The organism is Protofrankia sp. Cas8 (assembly GCF_963555845.1).
In the GTDB taxonomy this organism is placed as follows: Bacteria; Actinomycetota; Actinomycetes; order Frankiales; family Frankiaceae; genus Protofrankia.
In genome coordinates this window covers 3,201-20,178 of sequence record NZ_CAUVXI010000020.1, presented here as the reverse complement: position 1 = coordinate 20,178, position 16,978 = coordinate 3,201, and the positions used below count along the sequence as shown (strand labels likewise).

Genomic DNA, 16,978 nt, shown 5'->3' with positions numbered 1-16,978 from the left:
CCCGCTGTGCTCGTTGTACCCGTTTCTCGACGACCCGTCACCGGTTCTATCCCGGGGGTGACACGTCGGGCTGGTCGTCGGTGACACCATTGTGCCGGCGGCGGTAGAGGTGCACGGCGAGCAGGCCGCTGGCAAACACGGCGAGCAAGCCGGTGGAGGCCCATCCGGCCGCCTTCTCGACGCTGGCATAGGACGCGCCGGCGACGTAGCCCAGCAGGGTGAACCCAGTTCCCCAGACAATACCGCCGGCCGCGTTGAAGACGAGGAATCGGCGGTAGGGCAGCTGGGACAGACCGGCCAGGCCGGGCATGACCGCGCGCAGGAACGCGGTGAAACGGCCGACGAACACCGCCCGCCCGCCACGGGTCCGAAGGTAGTCCCGGGCACGGTCTATCGCCGGGCGGCGGTGCCGTAGGAACGGCAGGGCCAGGATCCGTTCGCCGAAGTGTCTACCCACCTCGTAGCCGACCGAGTCACCGAGGATAGCCGCGGCGATCACAACCGCGACCATGCCGCCGAGGTTGACCACATGCTGGCTCGCCAGCACCCCACCGAGTACCACCGCGGTCTCGCCGGGCAGCACGAATCCAACGAAGAGCGCGGCCTCGGCAAAAGCAAGGGCACCGACGATGGCGTAGACGGCCGGTGCGGGTAGGACCAACAGGTGGTGGAGCAGAGTCGTACCCGGCGTCGCGGTGAGCGTTGCCGCCACGATGATCGGGGCCATACTCATCGGGGCCGTGATTGTCGGGGCCATAGTCATCAAGGGTATGGCCATCAAGGGTACGGCCATCAAGGGCATGGTCATCGATGGCATGGTCATCGATGCCAGACGTACAGGGCGAGATCGAACATCCGGTCGATCTCGCGACCGGCTTCAACAGCGCACACCGCGGCGATCAGCCCGAGAACAGCCGGGCCCACGGCCGGTAGCCACCGCGACGGTGGAGGTGGACCAAGAAGCGCGGCAACCCGACGGGTCACCGCATGCTCGTGAAACGCCAACATCGCTGGGCCGGCCGCGCCCGGCGACGGTGCCGTGCCCGACCTGGCCGTGCCAGTGCTGCTCTCCGTAGTGGCGAGAGCAGCACGCGCCAGCGCCGCCGCCGCGAGACTACGATCAGCAACCGCGATCGCGGCATCCTCGTCCGCCCACCGCTCCAGGATATAGTCACAATCAGCAACCATCGGCCACAGGAGGGGGTTCAGGCCGGCAGCAAGACGAACCACCAGCCGGTAACCCAAATGAGCATGCCGAAGATGTGACTGCTCGTGCGCGAACAGGACCCGCCGCTCAGCCGTGGACAAAGCACGCAACAACGACGAGGTCACCAACACCCGGCCCGGTCGCCCCGGCAGAGCGAGTGCCGCCGGCGCCGGATCATCGACGACAACTAGACCTCCAGCGGCAACCACGGGGGCACGGCGTGTGGTACGCAGCAGCCAGGTCACATCCCGGCCGCAGCGCAGAGCGGAAACCGCCGTCGTGGCCCCTACGACACAGACCAGAACGACAGCGACGCCGGCGGTGACCGGCGACACCGGATCATGAGCGGCCAGAACCGGACCGGACCAATGTCCAAATCGCCGGACCACCCCCAACTGTCCGATCAACGTCCATGCCAGCAGAGCGAGATCCCACGCCCATCCACAACCGGCGGTGACCGCCGCCACGGCCAGAACGACCGCGGCCCGCCCCGGTGGCAGCCGGCGGCCCGCGGCCGGAGCGACCACCGTGAGCAGAACCGACGCGGCCAACGCCAGGTAGACACTTATCCGCATCGGCTAGCCCCCGCCGCTCACACCTGCGAACCGGACCGGCCTGGCCGGCTTGGCCGGCCAGGCCCGGTCGACCATGCAACCCTCACCATCCGACCTTCCCATCGCGGACTCCAGCCACGAACAGTCGCCCTGCCCGGCGTTCGTCGTCGCGCTGCATGTCGCGACCGCCGCCACACTGCTCATCAAATCTTCCGGTCCGACCGGGCACGCAGCGTCCGTGCCCTGGCAGCCAGCCTACGCACCCACCCCGTGACCGACCTGCGAGCGCACCGACCTGCGAGCGCACCGAGCTGCGCCGCCTCGGCCGGCCCTCCTCGTCGTCACTGAGTACCCCGAGCAGGTCTGCCAGGACGAGTTCCGGGGGGCAGCCGTAGAGGTGGAACCGCACTGGTCGGCGCGTCACGGGTATTCGTCGAACCCGCGCGATTTCAGTGCCGTGTATGCGGCGCAACAGTCGGATCGGCTCCGCTCAGGGCAAACCAAGAAAATGCAGGCGGCGAATGCCGCAATCTGTTGTCAGCAACAGCGGATGCATTGCAAAACAGGTACGGTGGCCAGGTCAATCAACATCACCCGGACCGAACACAAACGGAAAAGGGGGCTGTGAAAGAATTGACTGATGGCCTGCTTGGCACTTTTTGCCGGTCGAGGCATACTTTCCTGTGTCGTTCCACCGCGAAGCCGCGAAATCCGCTTGCGTGTCTGGCCGCCGGGCAACCTCACAAAGCCGATTCCTATGCCAAGGAGCGCAATATGCGCGTGTCCCTCACCCGACGCCCTGGTCGGGCAGCCATAACCCTTGTCGGAGCGGTGGCCCTCACCATCGGTGGTCTCGCCATGGTGCCCGAGGCCGCCGGTGCCGCCGACGGCCTCAGTACAAAACCGAACGTGCTCCTCGTGCATGGTGCTTTTGCCGACGGATCAAGCTGGAGCAACGTCATCGCCAGACTCCAACGCGACGGCTACCACGTAACCGCCAGCCAGACCCCCAACACATCTTTTGCCGACGATGTCGCAGTCGTCCAACGTGACCTTCGTGTGCTTCACGGTCCGACGCTGATCGCGGCGCATTCCTATGGCGGCGCGGTGATCAGCCAGGCTGCGGAGGGCGCCGCGAACGTCGTCGGCCTCGTCTACCTCGCGGCATTCGCTCCCGACACGGGTGAGACGCTGAACTACATCAACAACACGCTCGCTCCACTCCTGCCCTCACAAGCCGACGCCGTGCCGATCGATCTGCCGAACGTCGGTGCGAACAACGCTCCGTTCCTCATGATTCGGGAGAACAGGTTCCGCGACGACTTCTGCGCCGACTGTTCGCGGGTGGAGGCCGCCATACTCGCCGCCGCCCAGACTCCCCTGAACGCGTCCGCAACGACCGCTCCTCTACAGGGAACTCCGGCCTGGAAGCAGGTCCCGAGCTGGTACCAAATCTCCGCGGAGGACCGGCTGATCAACCCTGCGGCACAAAAAATCATGGCTGGCAGACTCGACCCCACCGGCTCGCATACGCTCACCTTGGAGTCCAGCCACGCGTCCCTTGTCAGCCACGCCGGACAGGTCGCCCAGTTCATCGAGCGCGCCGCGACGAACTGCTCTCCCACCGCATCGCCGTGTCACCGCAAGCAGTAGTCGGTAACCACATTCCCGGTACTACGCGGCGCAACGCAGACGGCCGTCCTTGACCCGAGGTTCGAACCCACGTGTTCAACCACGGTGTTTCTCCTGGAGATAGCATGCATCTCCAGGAGAAACGGGTGGAACGCTACCGCCCCGGGCACCCCGGCGTGCATCCGGAAACGATCGTTCTCTTGACGTCGGAGACGTTCATTCAGGCATGCCGCCGTCAATCCATCGCCGAAAGACATCGATCTTCTCTTGTGGCCAGGCGCCGTCGCAGGGCATCGTCCCGTCCTGAAGCCGACCGAGGATAGCGGCCGAGTACCGGCTGACATCGTCGTGGGACCAAAGATCGAAGACAAACCTCATCGACTGGTGGTCACGGTCGCGGAAGAGCTGCTTGACATGGTCGTTGAATCGCACCGCCTCATCGACGGCAGGCAGCGTGATTTCCGGCTGTTCTGTCTGTGTCGGCGGAGCGAATGCCGATATCCGGGACCCGGGCGCCCCGGCCGCGGTGTCCCAGTTCCAGTTCGGCATTGGCATGTGTGCCGGGGGTCTGGCGCCGGCCTGGGAGTTTTCCACCGCCAACCTGGAGCCCCACTCGATATAAGCGGCGAACGCGGAGCGGAACTCCGCGTCGTTGGGGAGCTGGGATTCTCGCGCGGACTGCAACAGAAGCGCAACCCATCGTCCCCGCTTCTCCTCGGTCAGCTCCTTGCCGAGGTGCTGGGAGATCATACGAGTGTAGCCACCGTACTCCTGGCTGTAGCACTTCGGCCCGCCGAAGACTTCCCCGAGCCATTTCGCGACCCGCTGGGGGTGGTCGGGCGACATGTCGGCGAACAGCGGTGCCAGCAGCGAATCCTGGGGAACGTACTTCTCGTAGAAAAGACGTGTCATCCGGGTGAGTGCGGGGAGGCCGCCGGCCCATTCGAAGATCGTGGGCTCGTGACCGGGATCAGGAACGGGATCATGGAACTCGACATACCAGTGCATGCCACTACAGAACGGTTTGTTCTGCGAGTGCCCGCAACGACAAAGGGCATAGTGTTCACGCGAAGTGCCCTCGTTTCGAGGCACGTCTTCGCCATCGTCGGCCACGAGCCGGATACCACCGATGACCCGATAGGGGCCGTCCTTCGACACCTCGACCATCGGCTCGCGCCTGCCGTGGTAATCAACCTCATCGCGGGCTTCGTCGCGTGCCTCGCCCCCACCCATCGCATAGCTGAGGGCGCCGGAGGGGCAGTCACGGACGGCACGGATGATCTCGTCCATCCTGCCGCCGCTGGGACTGACGAAGGGTCCCTCGCCACGATGGAAGACGGTTGGGAGCCTGTCGGTACAGAAGCCCGAGTGCTGGCAGGTGCCACGGTTGTCCAGGACGGTCACCTGCTGACCGACATAGGTGTCGCGCCGGTCCGGGACACGCTTGGGATCCGTGGCGTCGGTGAAGCCGATGCGGGCATGCGTCCCGTCACAGAGCGGCTTGCGCTGGGAACCGCCGCAGCGGCACAACGCCAGCTGGGGCCGCACCGGCAGGGGCTGACCCAGCCAGTCATACAGGGCACGAACATTGGTCGCCAGGTAGGGGCCGTTGCCGGCGGCCTGGATAGACGGGCCCACCCCAGCTTGAAGGGTTTGCAGATCGGCCAGCCGGGTCGCCGCCGAGGCCTCATCGGCCACAGCGAGGGCGACGTCCTGCAGCGCCGCGGTGGCCTCGGCGAGTTCGGGCAGGTCCGGGTACTGGACCCGACGTTCGGTAGCCGTCCGCGCCAGCTCCCAGAGCCGGTCGGTCAGCTGGCGTGCGGAGCTCTGCGCGGCCGGCTCGACGTGAGCCGTCGATTCCGTCTCTCCACCCTTGGCTGTGCCATCACCGACAGCCACACGCTGCTGCGCCTGTAGTAGCGGACGGACAACACTGTCACGCAGCCGGGTGCTCACCAGCTGGGACTGTTCGTCGCCGACCGCCCGCCGAAGCTCGGCCTCCACATCGGCAACGGCCGCCAACAGCGAGCGCAGCTTCCCTTCGATACCTGACATCATCCTCTCCTCCTGGGCACCTGGGCACCTGGGCACCGTCGACGCTGGTCGAGACGTTGCTCGCGCTCACCATCTCAAGAGCGCGGGCTGGCCGCAAAAAGCGCCGGGCCGGGCGACGCCACCGATTGCAAGAATAGCGTTGTCAGGTCTCCGCCGGGAGCCGCGATCAGGACAGCGAGGTTCTTTACTGTAAATCCATGACAGCCTGTACCGACAGGTTCCAGACATTGGCAGGCCCACGACGCCTACATTCCCCATAGGGCATTTCCGCGGCATCCTGGATCGGAATCGCTCCCCAGCCGGAGCCGCCGGAAAATCATCGCATCCCCGCCGAACGGGACATGGCCGCCCGCCCCGCGGGGAGGGCCCCTGGGCCGAGCAAGGCGACCATCCTCGTCCGGACCCCGTCCGACGAGACCTCCGACTCCTGGATGACCTTGGCGGACGATCCGAGTCTGACCTCTTCGGTGGTCACCGAGGGTCGGCGGTCGACGGCGAATCAGTGAGTTCTGGCGGCCGCGACAACGTCACTGCGAATGGGTCCCCATTGCTTTTGTGCACGCCGAGGACTATACATGCGTTAGCACTCATCAATTTCGAGTGCCAGCCCCTGGCACGACGGGGCCCGAACTGCGGCCTGGAACGTCGTTTTTGTTACTTTCTTTCTCGACGTTCTCGTCGCTTCGGTGGGCAGGCTGCTGATCTCGGCGGGTTCGACACTTGTGTGCCCGCCGGCGCTCTGCCGGCGCCGAGCGGAAGGTGGGCACCGTTGTGGCCCTGCGTTACGGCTTCCTTAGTACTTATCCGCCGACCCAGTGCGGGCTCGCCACATTCACGGCGGCTCTTCACAAACAGCTGGCTGGCCCGGTGGCCGGGGGGTCCAGCGGGGTGGTGCGTCTGCTCGATCGTCCCGGCGCGGCCGTCCCGCCGCAGACCGCTCCGACCGCGGTGGTCGGGGAGCTGGTGGCCGGGACGCGGGACGGTCCGGCACGTGCCGCGCGCCTGCTGAACCGTTTCGATGTCGCGGTGGTGCAGCACGAATACGGCGTCTATGGCGGCCGGGACGGCGACGAGGTGCTCACGGTGCTCCACGGCCTCAACGTCCCGGTGATCGTCGTCCTGCACACGGTGCTCGTGCGCCCGACCCGGCACCAGCGCCACGTCCTGGAGGCGGTCGTCGCGGCGGCTGCCGCGGTGGTCGTGATGACCGAGACGGCGCGGGTCCGGCTCGTCGCCGGGTACCGGGTCGACCCACGCGCCGTGTCGGTCATCCCGCACGGCGCCGACGACAACCGGACGGCCCTGTCGGTGCGGGCCGGCCGACCTACGGTGCTGACCTGGGGATTGATCGGGCCGGGCAAAGGCATCGAGTGGGGCATCGCCGCGATGGCCGCACTGACCGATCTCGTCCCGGCCCCGCGTTACCTCGTGGCAGGCGAGACTCATCCCAAGGTGCTCGCGCGGGAGGGAACGGCGTATCGCGACAGTTTGGCCGCGCAGGCGCGCCAGCTGGGGGTGTCCGGCTCGGTCGTGTTCGACGCCCGCTACCTCGACGCGGCGTCGCTGGCTGAGATGGTGCGCGGAGCCGACGTCATACTGCTGCCCTACGACTCCCGCGACCAGGTGACCTCCGGCGTCCTCATCGAAGCGGTCGCGGCGCACAAACCGATCGTCGCCACCCGTTTCCCGCACGCGGTCGAGCTCCTCGGTGACGGCGTCGGCCTGCTGGTGCCGCACCGCGATCCGGCGGCGATCGCGACGGCGGTACGCAGCGTCATCGGCGACAACGGCATTGCCAGGGGGCTGGTCCGCGCCGCAGCCGCGCGCGCGCCCGAGCTGTTGTGGCCCACGGTCGCCGACCGCTACCGACAGTTGGCCGCCGGGCTGGGCGCCCGGACGGGAAGCAGCATGACCGACCGGCCCGCGGCGGCGGTGACGGCGACCCTGTGACCGCTGTCGTTTCGTTCGCCCATCTGTTCCGGCTCAGCGACGACATCGGCCTGTTCGAACACGCCTTGGGTGCGGTCCCGCGCCGGGAGCACGGGTACTGCGTCGACGACGTCGCCCGCGGGCTCGTCGTCCTCGCCCGCGAGCCGGACCCGCCGCTTGAGCAGGTCAGCCTCCTCAACCGCTATCTCGCCTTCGTCACCGCGGCGCAGGCTGTGGACGGTACCGTACGCAACCGCCGTGACACCGACGGGCGGTGGCGTGACCAGCCCGGTCTCGGCGACTGGTGGGGCCGGGCACTGTGGGGGCTTGGCACCACGGCAGCGCGGGCACCCACCCTGAACCTGCGGGTCACGGCACTGGCCCGGTTCCGGGCCAGTGCGCAGCGCCGGTCCCCCTGGCCGCGGGCGATGACGTTCGCTGCGCTGGGTGCCGGGGAGGTGCTCCTGGCATACCCCGACGACGAGCCCGCCCGGGCGCTGCTCGCCGCGGCCGTCACCGTGATCGGTCCGCCGGGTACCGACCCGGCGTGGCCCTGGCCGGAGCCGTCCCTGCGGTACGCCAACGCGGCCGTGCCCGAAGCGCTCATCCTCGCCGGTGTCTGCCTGCCGGACGAGGCGGCACTCGCCAACGGTCTTCGGCTGCTGGCATGGCTGCTCGATCTGGAGACCTCCGCCGGGCGGCTGTCGCCGACCCCCGTGGGCGGCCGTCGAGCCGGGGATGGTGGCCGGCCCGGCTTCGACCAGCAGCCCATCGAGGCGGCGGCCCTCGCCGACGCCTGCGCCCGGGCCTATGACCTGACCGACCAGTCCCGGTGGCTGACCGGTCTGAGCCGGGCTCAGGCATGGTTCCTCGGCGACAACGACAGCGCCACGCCGCTGGTCGACACCACCACCGGTGGCTGCTGCGACGGTCTCGAGGCCGACGGCCGTAACACCAACCAGGGAGCGGAGTCCACCCTCGCACTGCTCTCGACGGCCCAGCACGCCCGCCGCCTGCTGGCGGCGCCGTGAGCGTCGGGGAACGGGAGCGCAGTGGGCATCCGAGGGGCCGGGATGACCGCGAAGCAACCGACCGACGGAACGAACCGACACCGAGCGTAGAGGCCAGCCTGGTTACGCGGCATCCGCTCGGGGAACTGTCCGTGGACCCGAGCCGGGTGATCGCGAAGCTCTTCCTTCCTGGCGAGGAGGAAGGCGAGGTGCAGTCCCGAGCCGCCGGAATCGTGGACCGCGTGCTCGCCGTGGCCGAGGACGAGGTGGCAGGTCTCGTCGCCCACCTGCTGGCGCTCTTCGGCCCCCGCCACCACGACTACCAGGGCATCCTGGCGCGGCACGCCGCGGTGGTGGCGTCGCGGGTGCGGGCACCCGCGGAGCTGTCGGCGGCACGGATGCTGCTGCTCGGTGCGTGCTTCACCGCCGAGTACGCGGTGGAGGGTGCCGCTGTCACCAACCCCTCTGCCGTACCGCATCCCGACCAGTCCGGACTCCCGCCGGGAGCGCTGCGGGTGGTGCTGAGTCTGCGTGCCATCGGCGAGGGCCACCTGTCCTCGATCGGCTTCGCCGTCGGGGTGGTCGGTCCGGGCCCGACGGTACGCCTGGAACCGCGCACCGGTCCGCTCACCACCGGGCTGGCCGTGCCGGCAGGCTGGGAGCCCGGGCGGCTGCGCACAGTGCTCGCCGCAGATGGGCTCGACGACGAGGTCACGCGGGCGGTCCTCGACAGGCTCGACACTCACGCCGCCGGAGACGACCTCGAACGGGCCTTCACCCGGGTGCCCGCCGACCTGCTCCGCCGGCCGCAGGCACCGGGGATCCTGGCCGGGATCCGCTCGATCGCTGCGTCGCTGCGGCGGGTCGAGTTTCCCCCGGCCGCCACCCTGGCTCAGCGCGTGTTGTGGCCGACCGTCGCCGCCGAGACCAACGGCATGGAGGACGCGCGGTTTGTCCGCTTCGCCGCGCCGGACGGGACCGTCGACTACCAGGCGACCTACACCGCCTACGACGGCCGGCAGATCACCCCACGGCTGCTGACCAGCCCCGACCTGCGGGTCTTCACCGCATCGCCGCTCACGGGCCCGGCCTCGCGGAACAAGGGCATGGCACTGTTCCCCCGGCCCGTCGGCGGCCGGCGTCTCGCGCTGTGCCGCTCCGACGGCGAGACCACCAGCATTGCGACCTCCGACGACGGGCAGGCGTGGGAACTGGGGCGCCCGGTCCACTCTCCCGGGGCCTCCTTCGAGCTGCTCCAGGTCGGCAACTGCGGGTCACCCATCGAGACACCGTCAGGCTGGCTCACGCTCACCCACGGCGTCGGACCGATGCGCACGTACACGATCGGGGCGATCCTGCTCGATCTCGACGACCCGACCACCGTGCTGGCGACGCTGCCCGAGCCGCTGCTCACCCCAACCCGATCCGAGAACGACGGCTACGTCCCCAACGTCGTCTACTCCTGCGGCGGCCTGATCCATGACGGCCGCCTCTGGCTGCCCTACGGAATCAGCGACAGCCGTGTCGGCATAGCCAGCGTCCCGGTCGAGCCGCTTCTCGCCCGCATGACCCGCCCAGGCGAGCGGGCGGCGTGAGCCACCGACGCATCCCATGTCAGCCCGCGTCACTCCCTGCCACCCTCTGTCAGCCCCTGTCAGCCCCTGTCAGCCGAGCAGCCGCCGGTAGACGGTGAGGTAGTCAGCGACCATGCGTGCCGCGGAGAACCGTCGCTGCGCTGTGGCACGGCAGGCGCCGCGGTCCAGGCCGGCGGCTCGCTCCACCGCGGCCGCGGCTGCCGCCGGCCCGTCGACCAGGTACCCGGTGACGCCCTCGTCGACCACCTCCGGCATCGCACCCCGCGGATAGGTCACAACGGGTGTCCCGCAGGCCATCGCCTCGACCACGGCCAGCCCGAACGGCTCGTCGAACGCGACCGGGTGCAGCAGGGCTGCCGCCGAGCCGAGCACCTCGGCGCGCTGACGCGGCCCCACCGAGCCGAGGTAACGGACCCGGTCCCCGTCGACATGGGGCTGGACCCGCTCGGCGAAGTAGCGCTCGTCCTGGACGATCCCGCAGATCACCAGCCGCCGGCCGGCACGGCAGGCGATGTCGATGGCCACCGCTGTGCCCTTGTCCGGATGGATCCGGCCGAGCACGACCAGGTCCTCCCCGCCGACGGCCGAGAACGGCAGCGCCGCCATGTCGATGCCGTGGTGGACGGTGGCGACATAGTCCAGCTCCGGACGGCGGTCGGCGTCGGAGATGGACACGTACGCCGACCCCGCCCGCGCGTACGCCGGGACGATACGCGAGTCCGAAAAGCCGTGGACGGTCGTCACCATCGGCGCCCGGACATGGGCCGCGAACGCCAGCGGTAGCCAGTCGAGATGGTTGTGCACCACGTCGAACTCACCCGAACGGCTCAGGGCGTGCGCAACGTGCAGCGCCTCCCACACCCGACCATCGAGCGCCGGATCCTCCGCGTACCCGTGCGGGCACACGCCGTCCAGCGCGCCGGCTGTCTGCGAGTCCAGCGTCGCGAAGAGGGTGACATCGACCCCGCACTCAACCAAACCCTCCGCGATCAGGCTGGTGATCTGCTCCCACGGGCCGTAATGCCGCGGCGGGGTACGCCACGCCACCGGCGCCAACAGTGCCACCTTCACACGGACAAACCCTACTCGATCCGCCTACTCGGGAAGTTCGGTGAGCCCATAGGCGCGCAGCGCAACCTGCGTAGCCGCCGCCACGTCTCGTCGGTCGAACGCATCAGCCAGGGCGACGCCGTCTGCCTCACTGATTTCCAGTGGATCCGGTACGCGAATCCGGCGAAGGTACTGCGCCTGAAACCGGAGGGTGCCACCGCGCATCTTCACGGCGTAGGCCGCCACGAAAGCCTCGGCTACCTTGGACAGCAGTAGGCCTCCGAGGACTCTCAGATCCCACCCGTCGGAAACGATGTAGTACAAGTTGTGATGAGGGTACAAACCACCTTGATCCAAGACTGGATGGATGGTCGACTTCATATCCGGGAGGAGTAGTTTTGGCTTCGCGATAAGCCGATGATCGACTTTGTCGATAGTTCTGTACCAGCGGGCGGGTTGCCTCCTTGCAACGTAACGTTTATGCAAAACGCTACTGTGTCGCTCGAAGTACGCGGCAAGGCGGGGAAAATCAGCGAGGTTGACGAGTCCTCCTTGCGGGTCCCACGGATTCACCAGGTAGGAGCCGTTCCAATGGAGCACGCCACCGGTGGTATCTCGGACCATGGCGAGCGGGAGGAGGCGACCGTCCTCCACCTCGACGCGATCCGCATTGTTGGTGATGAAAACCTCGTCGGCGCCGGTTGCAACACCGATACCCACCCGGGTACGGGTGGTCTCGTCCTCCAAGGGTCGAAATCGATCGCCGAGTTCTTCTAGCATGGCCAGTCGCGCAGGGGAGCCCACGGGCCATGAATCTCCTCCTGGGAACCAGCGGGGCAACCGAGCTGCGTGGTAGGATGCGGTACTAATTCCTATCTGATCCGGCCTCTCGACCCAACGGCGAAATTCGTCGGCTTGAAGAGGGCCAAAGGACCCAGTGGTGTCGGCGGCGATGGCCGAACCCTGGCCGGCGTTCCTGATGATGGTTATGGCCGGGTAGGCTGACACCGGCTCGTGAAAAGCGTCCACATCGTGCATCGTCAGTACGATATCCATGCTGTATTGACGGTTCACCATCTCGCGAAGTCTGCGCCCGTACTGGTTTCGCATCCAACGATCGGCACAAATGAACCCGAGCCGACCACCCGGTTTGAGGCTCCGCAGGCCGACTTCGTAGAAACCGATGTAGATGTCCGCCCTACCGCCCATGGCGGGGCAGGTTGCCCGGTAGGCGGCCATGCGCTCATTCGGAACGTCTTCAAGTCGAATATAGGGCGGGTTGCCCACGACGAAGTCCGCCTTTTGGACGTCGTCTCGCTGTAGCAGATAGTCGCCCTGCCTGACCCAGGTGGCGGCAACCTTCTCTACAACAAGATGATCCCATCCAGCCGCGAGCAGGTGTTGCGTCACACAATCTCGGCTCGACTGGACGTTGTGATCCAGGAAATCGTAGGCCGCTACCGCGTGGACCGCATCCAGTAGGGAGCGGTCATGTGTCCGACAGGAAGCGCTCAGACGCTCAGATATCGGCCCGAGGAAGGCTCCTGCACCGCATGCCGGCTCAACTATCGTCGTCGCGGTAAGATCTTTGTCGGCTGTGTAGCCGACCATGTCGAGGATGGTTTCGACGACCCATCGGCGAGTGAAGACCTCGCCATGCCGCAGCGCCTCCTGCATGGACTCCGACAGGGGCAAGGAGCGCGGGTTCGTCGTATCGGTGGACAAACAAGGCGACGATGACCGAGTCCGGATGCGCTGGACCGGGCTCAGTTCTCAACCTGCACTGAGGCCAGCCTGTCCAGGAGTTTCTCGGCGAGCGATCGGAAGTCGTCATAGCACCGGTTGACAAGCGTCTGGGTACTACCCAACGCGCCGTCTGCGGTTCTCAGATCGAACATCGGCTTGCGCGCATCGTGCGAGAGCGGCCTCAGGCTCTGATAATTGCGTAGCGTTGCGATTTCATACGTTCTGGGGCTTGTTTTCGCCTCCGGTTCATCTAGCACGTCCGACGCGAAGACCTGGGGAATGCGGTCGAGCCATCGGTGGAACGCCGTTGTCGTCCGCAACGCAACCGGGTCCCCGGTGAAGCCCTTGGGCCAGGCTTCGCTCAACCGATCCTCGAACAGGTTTGACTGGGGATCAAGATCCACGGCGAGAACATTCTTCCCGAGCCGCTGGAGCATGTGCGCGAGGTGGTATGTGAGGGTTGTCTTCCCTACACCACCCTTGTTATTGAACAGCGCCACCGAGATCACGTCGTGCTCTTCAGAGTCACGGTCCACGAGGCATCATCGACGATGAACCCAGCTTCGGGATTGCCGTTCCGGCTCAATGACGCCCGGACACGCCCGATGCCCCGACCGAACTGGTTGACGTATCCCAGCGACTTCATCGCGGCGGCAAGCGAGGGGTTCCGGTAGTCGTTGACCCGGTCGAAGTTGTCTGACGGAGCGCCTCGATCGGGTAGTCCGATGTCGGCGAGTCGCAGTGATGCCAGATGCTGCTCGGTCGGCCGACCGTTCTCGTCCAGGACCGACAAATCGACCGCGGAGCGTAGGTAGTCCGAGCGGAAGAGATCGAGGTCGAGGTCGTCGGTTGTACTGCCGGCGACGGGACGGACGTCGAACGGCGTTTCAAAGGAGCGCCGCCGCTGCGAGAGCACCCGCTCGTCGTCGCGAGTCGCCCTGCGAGTCGACGATCCCGGCCGCACCCAGACGACGTTGTCGAACCGGACAGGCGGGGTCCGGGACGCGCTGACGTCGATCTGGACGACCGGTTGCCCCTGATAGACGACGCGACTCACCACCATCGAGGGCAGCCGCCGCCCAGTCCCGGTAGATCGTTGGCCAGGGCACAAATCGCCTCACGGATGGCGTTACGGTCCCTGGCCTCCCGCTTGAACTCCAGGTTGGCGGTCTCCTGGGTGCCCAGGGTCGTCGCAGGATCTGTTCCCATGACGCTGATTCTGTCCTACCCGTCGTAGGAAAATCTTGTCAGCACGTGCCGCGTTGCGCCCGGTGTCGCTCACCTCGGCCAAGCCGCACCGCGTCGAGCGCTCCAAACGGGGTCCCCGGAACCAGATGTCCGCGCCCACAGATGTGATCGACTCGACAGTTTGATCCACGAATATGCGCAGGTCGGGTAGAAGTTGCCGGATTCTCAACACCGACACGGTCGTGGGGCAGGTGCGGCGCGCAAGCATCACGATAACCTTGGACCCGTGCTGATCACCCTCGGCGTGAAGATCGATAAGGCGAGGTTGGCAGCCATCTGTGACAGGTACGGGATCGCCGAGCTGAAGATCTTCGGTTCGCGAGCCCGCGGCAGCGCCCCGTTTTCGGCGGCCTCCCCGCGTACCGGCATAGCCGAACTCACCGACCCGCACAGAGCAGCGATCCGCCACCCCTGCGACGTGCAGCCACCGCCTACGAAACCGCCATCAACCAACTCGTCGAACATCCAGGTCTGGCAGCCTGACTCACGCCCACGAACGTGACTCGATCATGACGGCTTCGCTCGTCCAAGACCCTAGGAAAATGTGGCCTGGGCGTAGTCGAGGGCGGCGGATACGTTGACCAGGCCCGCGCCCGTAGCGAGGTCTGGGCCGGGCCCGGCTGCAACGTTGAAACGAGGGTGGTTGTGGCCTGCGGTGACGTCGACGGCAGAAGCTTTCAGCGCCTCGGTGATCTGTGCTGTGGTCAGGGCCGGTAGGGCTCCAAGCAGCACGGCTACCGCGCCGGCCAGTTGCGGCGCGGCCGCAGATGTGCCGGAAAACAGCGCCCAGCCGTCATCGGCGGTGGTGCCGTCCGGGGAGTCCGGGAAGGTCGGATGCACGAAAGGTTTGCTCTCGTCGACGTCGATTCCGCAACCCGGCGGGATGGGCAGCAGGAGGTACTGAGCGCGGGGGATCGTGCCGACGAGCCCCGAGACGGTCGGCACGTCGATGCCCGGGAAAAACGGGCTCGCGTACCCGCTCGCGTAGTCGGAGGCAACGAGGTCGACGCCCCCGGTCGCGTACACCCCGCCAGCGGAAATGACGCCCGGCACCTGCGGTTCCACCGAGAACTGACCATTACCGGCAGAAAAGACCACAACGATTCCCGTCTCGACCGCGTCGCGGATTTCCGCCACCCATGCCCGGTAGTATGGGGGAAGTGGGTCCTGCGTGGGGTAATCAAGGTCGCCGCCCCACGAATTGGTGATAATCTGCGGGTGGTCTGCCTTGGCTCGTAGGAATCCAGTGATGGCGCCGACGAGCTGACCGGCGTTGTTGGTGACACGGTACGGCCGCAGCGTCGCCCCGGGCGCGACGGCGAAGATATTCGCCGACTCACCCGTTCCGTGGCCGACAGGGTCCTTACTCGGACTGGTTCCAGGGACCACGGCGACCGGCCGTTCGACGCGGTAGTTGTGGACCAGAAAATATGGGTGGGAGTACTGCCCGGTGTCGACCATGGCTACTGTCACATCGCTTCCGACGTGGCCCGCGCGGTGGGCGGCAACGCAGCCGAGTAGCACCGCGACGTCATCCGGCACGGTCAGGTGGAACTTGGCGATGCTGGGCGGGATGGGGGACGGGAAAAGGTTGTGAGGGATTCGCGGCCGCTCGAGCAGGATCGCCTCGATGGCGTCGCTGCCCGCCCGGCCCACAGCGAAGGACCGTGGTTGGTCAGTGCCCACAATGTCGAGCTGGGTGACATAGGCGGTACGGCCGATCGCCAGTCGCTGCAGCACCTCCCGGGTGACTATCTCGCCGCTGGTTAATTCTTCGTAGGCGGCCGGCGGGCCGGCGACGCTGAACCCTAGCCGGCTTTCCGCTGTGACGATGAGACCAGCCGCCTCGACGTCACTGCGTGCACGCTCCCAGTCACCACTGGCAGCATAAAACGGCTCCGCCGACGTGAAATCGGTCGCCTCGGTGACGGAGACGCCCCCTTGGGATCTCACCGACACGTACCCGAGGACGAGATCGGGGACAGGTGAATTGGAGTCGAATTCTGCCGGGAATACCATGCGATACTCCTTTGATCAGGACGGATGAGCTGGACCGGGGCCGCTGTGCAGGCCGGGGATGGGCGCCACGGTGATGGACCGGACGTCGTCGTACAGTTCCACCGGGACGGGCAGGGAAAATGCCGCCGCCCGGCCGGCAAGCGGTTTTCCAAAAGCCGCCTCGAACGCATTCTGCGGACCTGACGCAAGGGCGCCGACGCGGGCGGGCACAACAGACATACCGCGCGAGGTGAACCACTCCACAACCGAGTCGGGTGGTGGCGCTGCCGCCGTCTCGACCCACGCCTCGACGAAGTCGGGCTCGCTCCCCTCCCCGGTCTTTCCCATTTCTCCCCCTCGGTTGCCGCCACCGGGCCGTGACCTGCAGATCCTGTCTCGCACGCACGCGCGGCGGCTGTGTGGAATATCGGTCACGATCGTCGCGTAGTCCCGTCACCCCGGCGTCACCACCGGAGAGGCAGTGCAGCGGAGTGCGGTTGGCCAGATTGGCCATCTGTTCCCTGACGGTGACTGACGTTGGGGTCACGCGCAGGAGCCAAGTGGATCACTAAAGATCCGAAGGGGACGATGGTTTCTGGTCCCAGCCAAGGCCAGAACCATGATCGGCTGTTCGTGGACGTCCGGTGACCTGCGCCGGACGTCCACCGGCGTCCGTACCCGTCCGTGGACGCCCGCCGGCTCGGGTACACCGCCGGGTACACGAGCGGCACCTCACGAGCTTGGGAACCTGTGGTGCGGCCAGCACTGACCAGGACTCACACGTTCCGGCCCAGGTCAGCTGCGATCCAGCACCCGCCGCGGGACACCGATGGGATCCCATGCTGCCCACCGCTACGGGCAGGCGGCGGGCATGCCGCAGCGTCTGCCGTATGGCGGGGTGTCGGTCGTTCGCTGACTGGCGGGTGTCGGATCGTCGACACAGTGGGCGGCGGG

Annotated in this window: 15 protein-coding genes; 4 read left to right on the top strand and 11 right to left on the bottom strand. The window is 67.0% G+C overall.

Annotation, left to right across the window (positions count from 1 at the left end):
* Positions 1 to 46: 46 nt before the first annotated feature.
* The 3 genes from U9977_RS05580 to U9977_RS05570 form a co-directional block, all read right to left on the bottom strand.
* The gene (locus U9977_RS05580; protein WP_322748089.1) at positions 47 to 733 is read right to left on the bottom strand and encodes a DedA family protein; all 687 of its coding nucleotides are present in this window, start codon (positions 731 to 733) and stop codon (positions 47 to 49) included.
* Between the two features lie 86 nt (positions 734 to 819).
* Positions 820 to 1,782, bottom strand: coding sequence for a M48 family metalloprotease (locus U9977_RS05575; protein ID WP_322748088.1), 963 nt, complete (start codon positions 1,780 to 1,782; stop codon positions 820 to 822).
* Positions 1,783 to 1,785: 3 nt separating this feature from the next.
* Positions 1,786 to 1,965, bottom strand: a complete 180-nt coding sequence (locus tag U9977_RS05570) for a hypothetical protein (RefSeq protein ID WP_322748087.1) — start codon at positions 1,963 to 1,965, stop codon at positions 1,786 to 1,788.
* Between the two features lie 570 nt (positions 1,966 to 2,535).
* Between U9977_RS05570 and U9977_RS05565 the strand changes: the two genes are divergently transcribed.
* Positions 2,536 to 3,414 (top strand): alpha/beta hydrolase, encoded by an 879-nt coding sequence (locus tag U9977_RS05565; protein WP_322748086.1) that lies wholly within the window; start codon positions 2,536 to 2,538, stop codon positions 3,412 to 3,414.
* 195 nt (positions 3,415 to 3,609) lie between these two features.
* Here U9977_RS05565 and U9977_RS05560 read toward each other — a convergent pair whose 3' ends face one another.
* On the bottom strand, positions 3,610 to 5,448 hold the full coding sequence (locus U9977_RS05560) for a CDGSH iron-sulfur domain-containing protein (protein ID WP_322748085.1): 1,839 nt from the start codon (positions 5,446 to 5,448) through the stop codon (positions 3,610 to 3,612).
* A gap of 771 nt (positions 5,449 to 6,219) precedes the next feature.
* Here U9977_RS05560 and U9977_RS05555 point away from each other — a divergent pair.
* From U9977_RS05555 to U9977_RS05545, 3 genes are all read left to right on the top strand, one after another.
* Positions 6,220 to 7,398 carry a glycosyltransferase gene (locus tag U9977_RS05555; RefSeq protein ID WP_416210482.1) on the top strand — a complete coding sequence of 393 codons (1,179 nt, stop codon included), beginning with the start codon at positions 6,220 to 6,222 and terminating at the stop codon, positions 7,396 to 7,398.
* Positions 7,395 to 8,408, top strand: coding sequence for a glycosyltransferase (locus U9977_RS05550; protein ID WP_322748083.1), 1,014 nt, complete (start codon positions 7,395 to 7,397; stop codon positions 8,406 to 8,408). The genes U9977_RS05555 and U9977_RS05550 overlap by 4 nt, the downstream gene beginning before the upstream one ends.
* A gap of 146 nt (positions 8,409 to 8,554) precedes the next feature.
* On the top strand, positions 8,555 to 9,982 hold the full coding sequence (locus U9977_RS05545) for a glycoside hydrolase family 130 protein (RefSeq protein WP_322748082.1): 1,428 nt from the start codon (positions 8,555 to 8,557) through the stop codon (positions 9,980 to 9,982).
* 69 nt (positions 9,983 to 10,051) lie between these two features.
* Here the strand turns inward: U9977_RS05545 and U9977_RS05540 are convergent, their stop codons facing one another.
* The 7 genes from U9977_RS05540 to U9977_RS05510 all read right to left on the bottom strand — a co-directional run bounded on the left by U9977_RS05540 (position 10,052) and on the right by U9977_RS05510 (position 16,372).
* Positions 10,052 to 11,053, bottom strand: a complete 1,002-nt coding sequence (locus U9977_RS05540) for a glycosyltransferase family 4 protein (RefSeq protein ID WP_322748081.1) — start codon at positions 11,051 to 11,053, stop codon at positions 10,052 to 10,054.
* Between the two features lie 24 nt (positions 11,054 to 11,077).
* The gene (locus U9977_RS05535; protein ID WP_322748080.1) at positions 11,078 to 12,709 is read right to left on the bottom strand and encodes an Eco57I restriction-modification methylase domain-containing protein; all 1,632 of its coding nucleotides are present in this window, start codon (positions 12,707 to 12,709) and stop codon (positions 11,078 to 11,080) included.
* Between the two features lie 89 nt (positions 12,710 to 12,798).
* Positions 12,799 to 13,287 (bottom strand): AAA family ATPase, encoded by a 489-nt coding sequence (locus U9977_RS05530; protein ID WP_416210481.1) that lies wholly within the window; start codon positions 13,285 to 13,287, stop codon positions 12,799 to 12,801.
* Positions 13,284 to 13,841, bottom strand: a complete 558-nt coding sequence (locus tag U9977_RS05525; protein WP_322748078.1) for an ATP-binding protein — start codon at positions 13,839 to 13,841, stop codon at positions 13,284 to 13,286. Before U9977_RS05525 ends, U9977_RS05530 begins: the two co-directional genes overlap by 4 nt.
* The gene (locus U9977_RS05520) at positions 13,832 to 13,987 is read right to left on the bottom strand and encodes a hypothetical protein (protein WP_322748077.1); all 156 of its coding nucleotides are present in this window, start codon (positions 13,985 to 13,987) and stop codon (positions 13,832 to 13,834) included. Before U9977_RS05520 ends, U9977_RS05525 begins: the two co-directional genes overlap by 10 nt.
* A gap of 573 nt (positions 13,988 to 14,560) precedes the next feature.
* The gene (locus tag U9977_RS05515; RefSeq protein ID WP_322748076.1) at positions 14,561 to 16,045 is read right to left on the bottom strand and encodes a S8 family serine peptidase; all 1,485 of its coding nucleotides are present in this window, start codon (positions 16,043 to 16,045) and stop codon (positions 14,561 to 14,563) included.
* A gap of 15 nt (positions 16,046 to 16,060) precedes the next feature.
* Positions 16,061 to 16,372 (bottom strand): hypothetical protein, encoded by a 312-nt coding sequence (locus U9977_RS05510; protein ID WP_322748075.1) that lies wholly within the window; start codon positions 16,370 to 16,372, stop codon positions 16,061 to 16,063.
* Positions 16,373 to 16,978 lie beyond the last annotated feature (606 nt).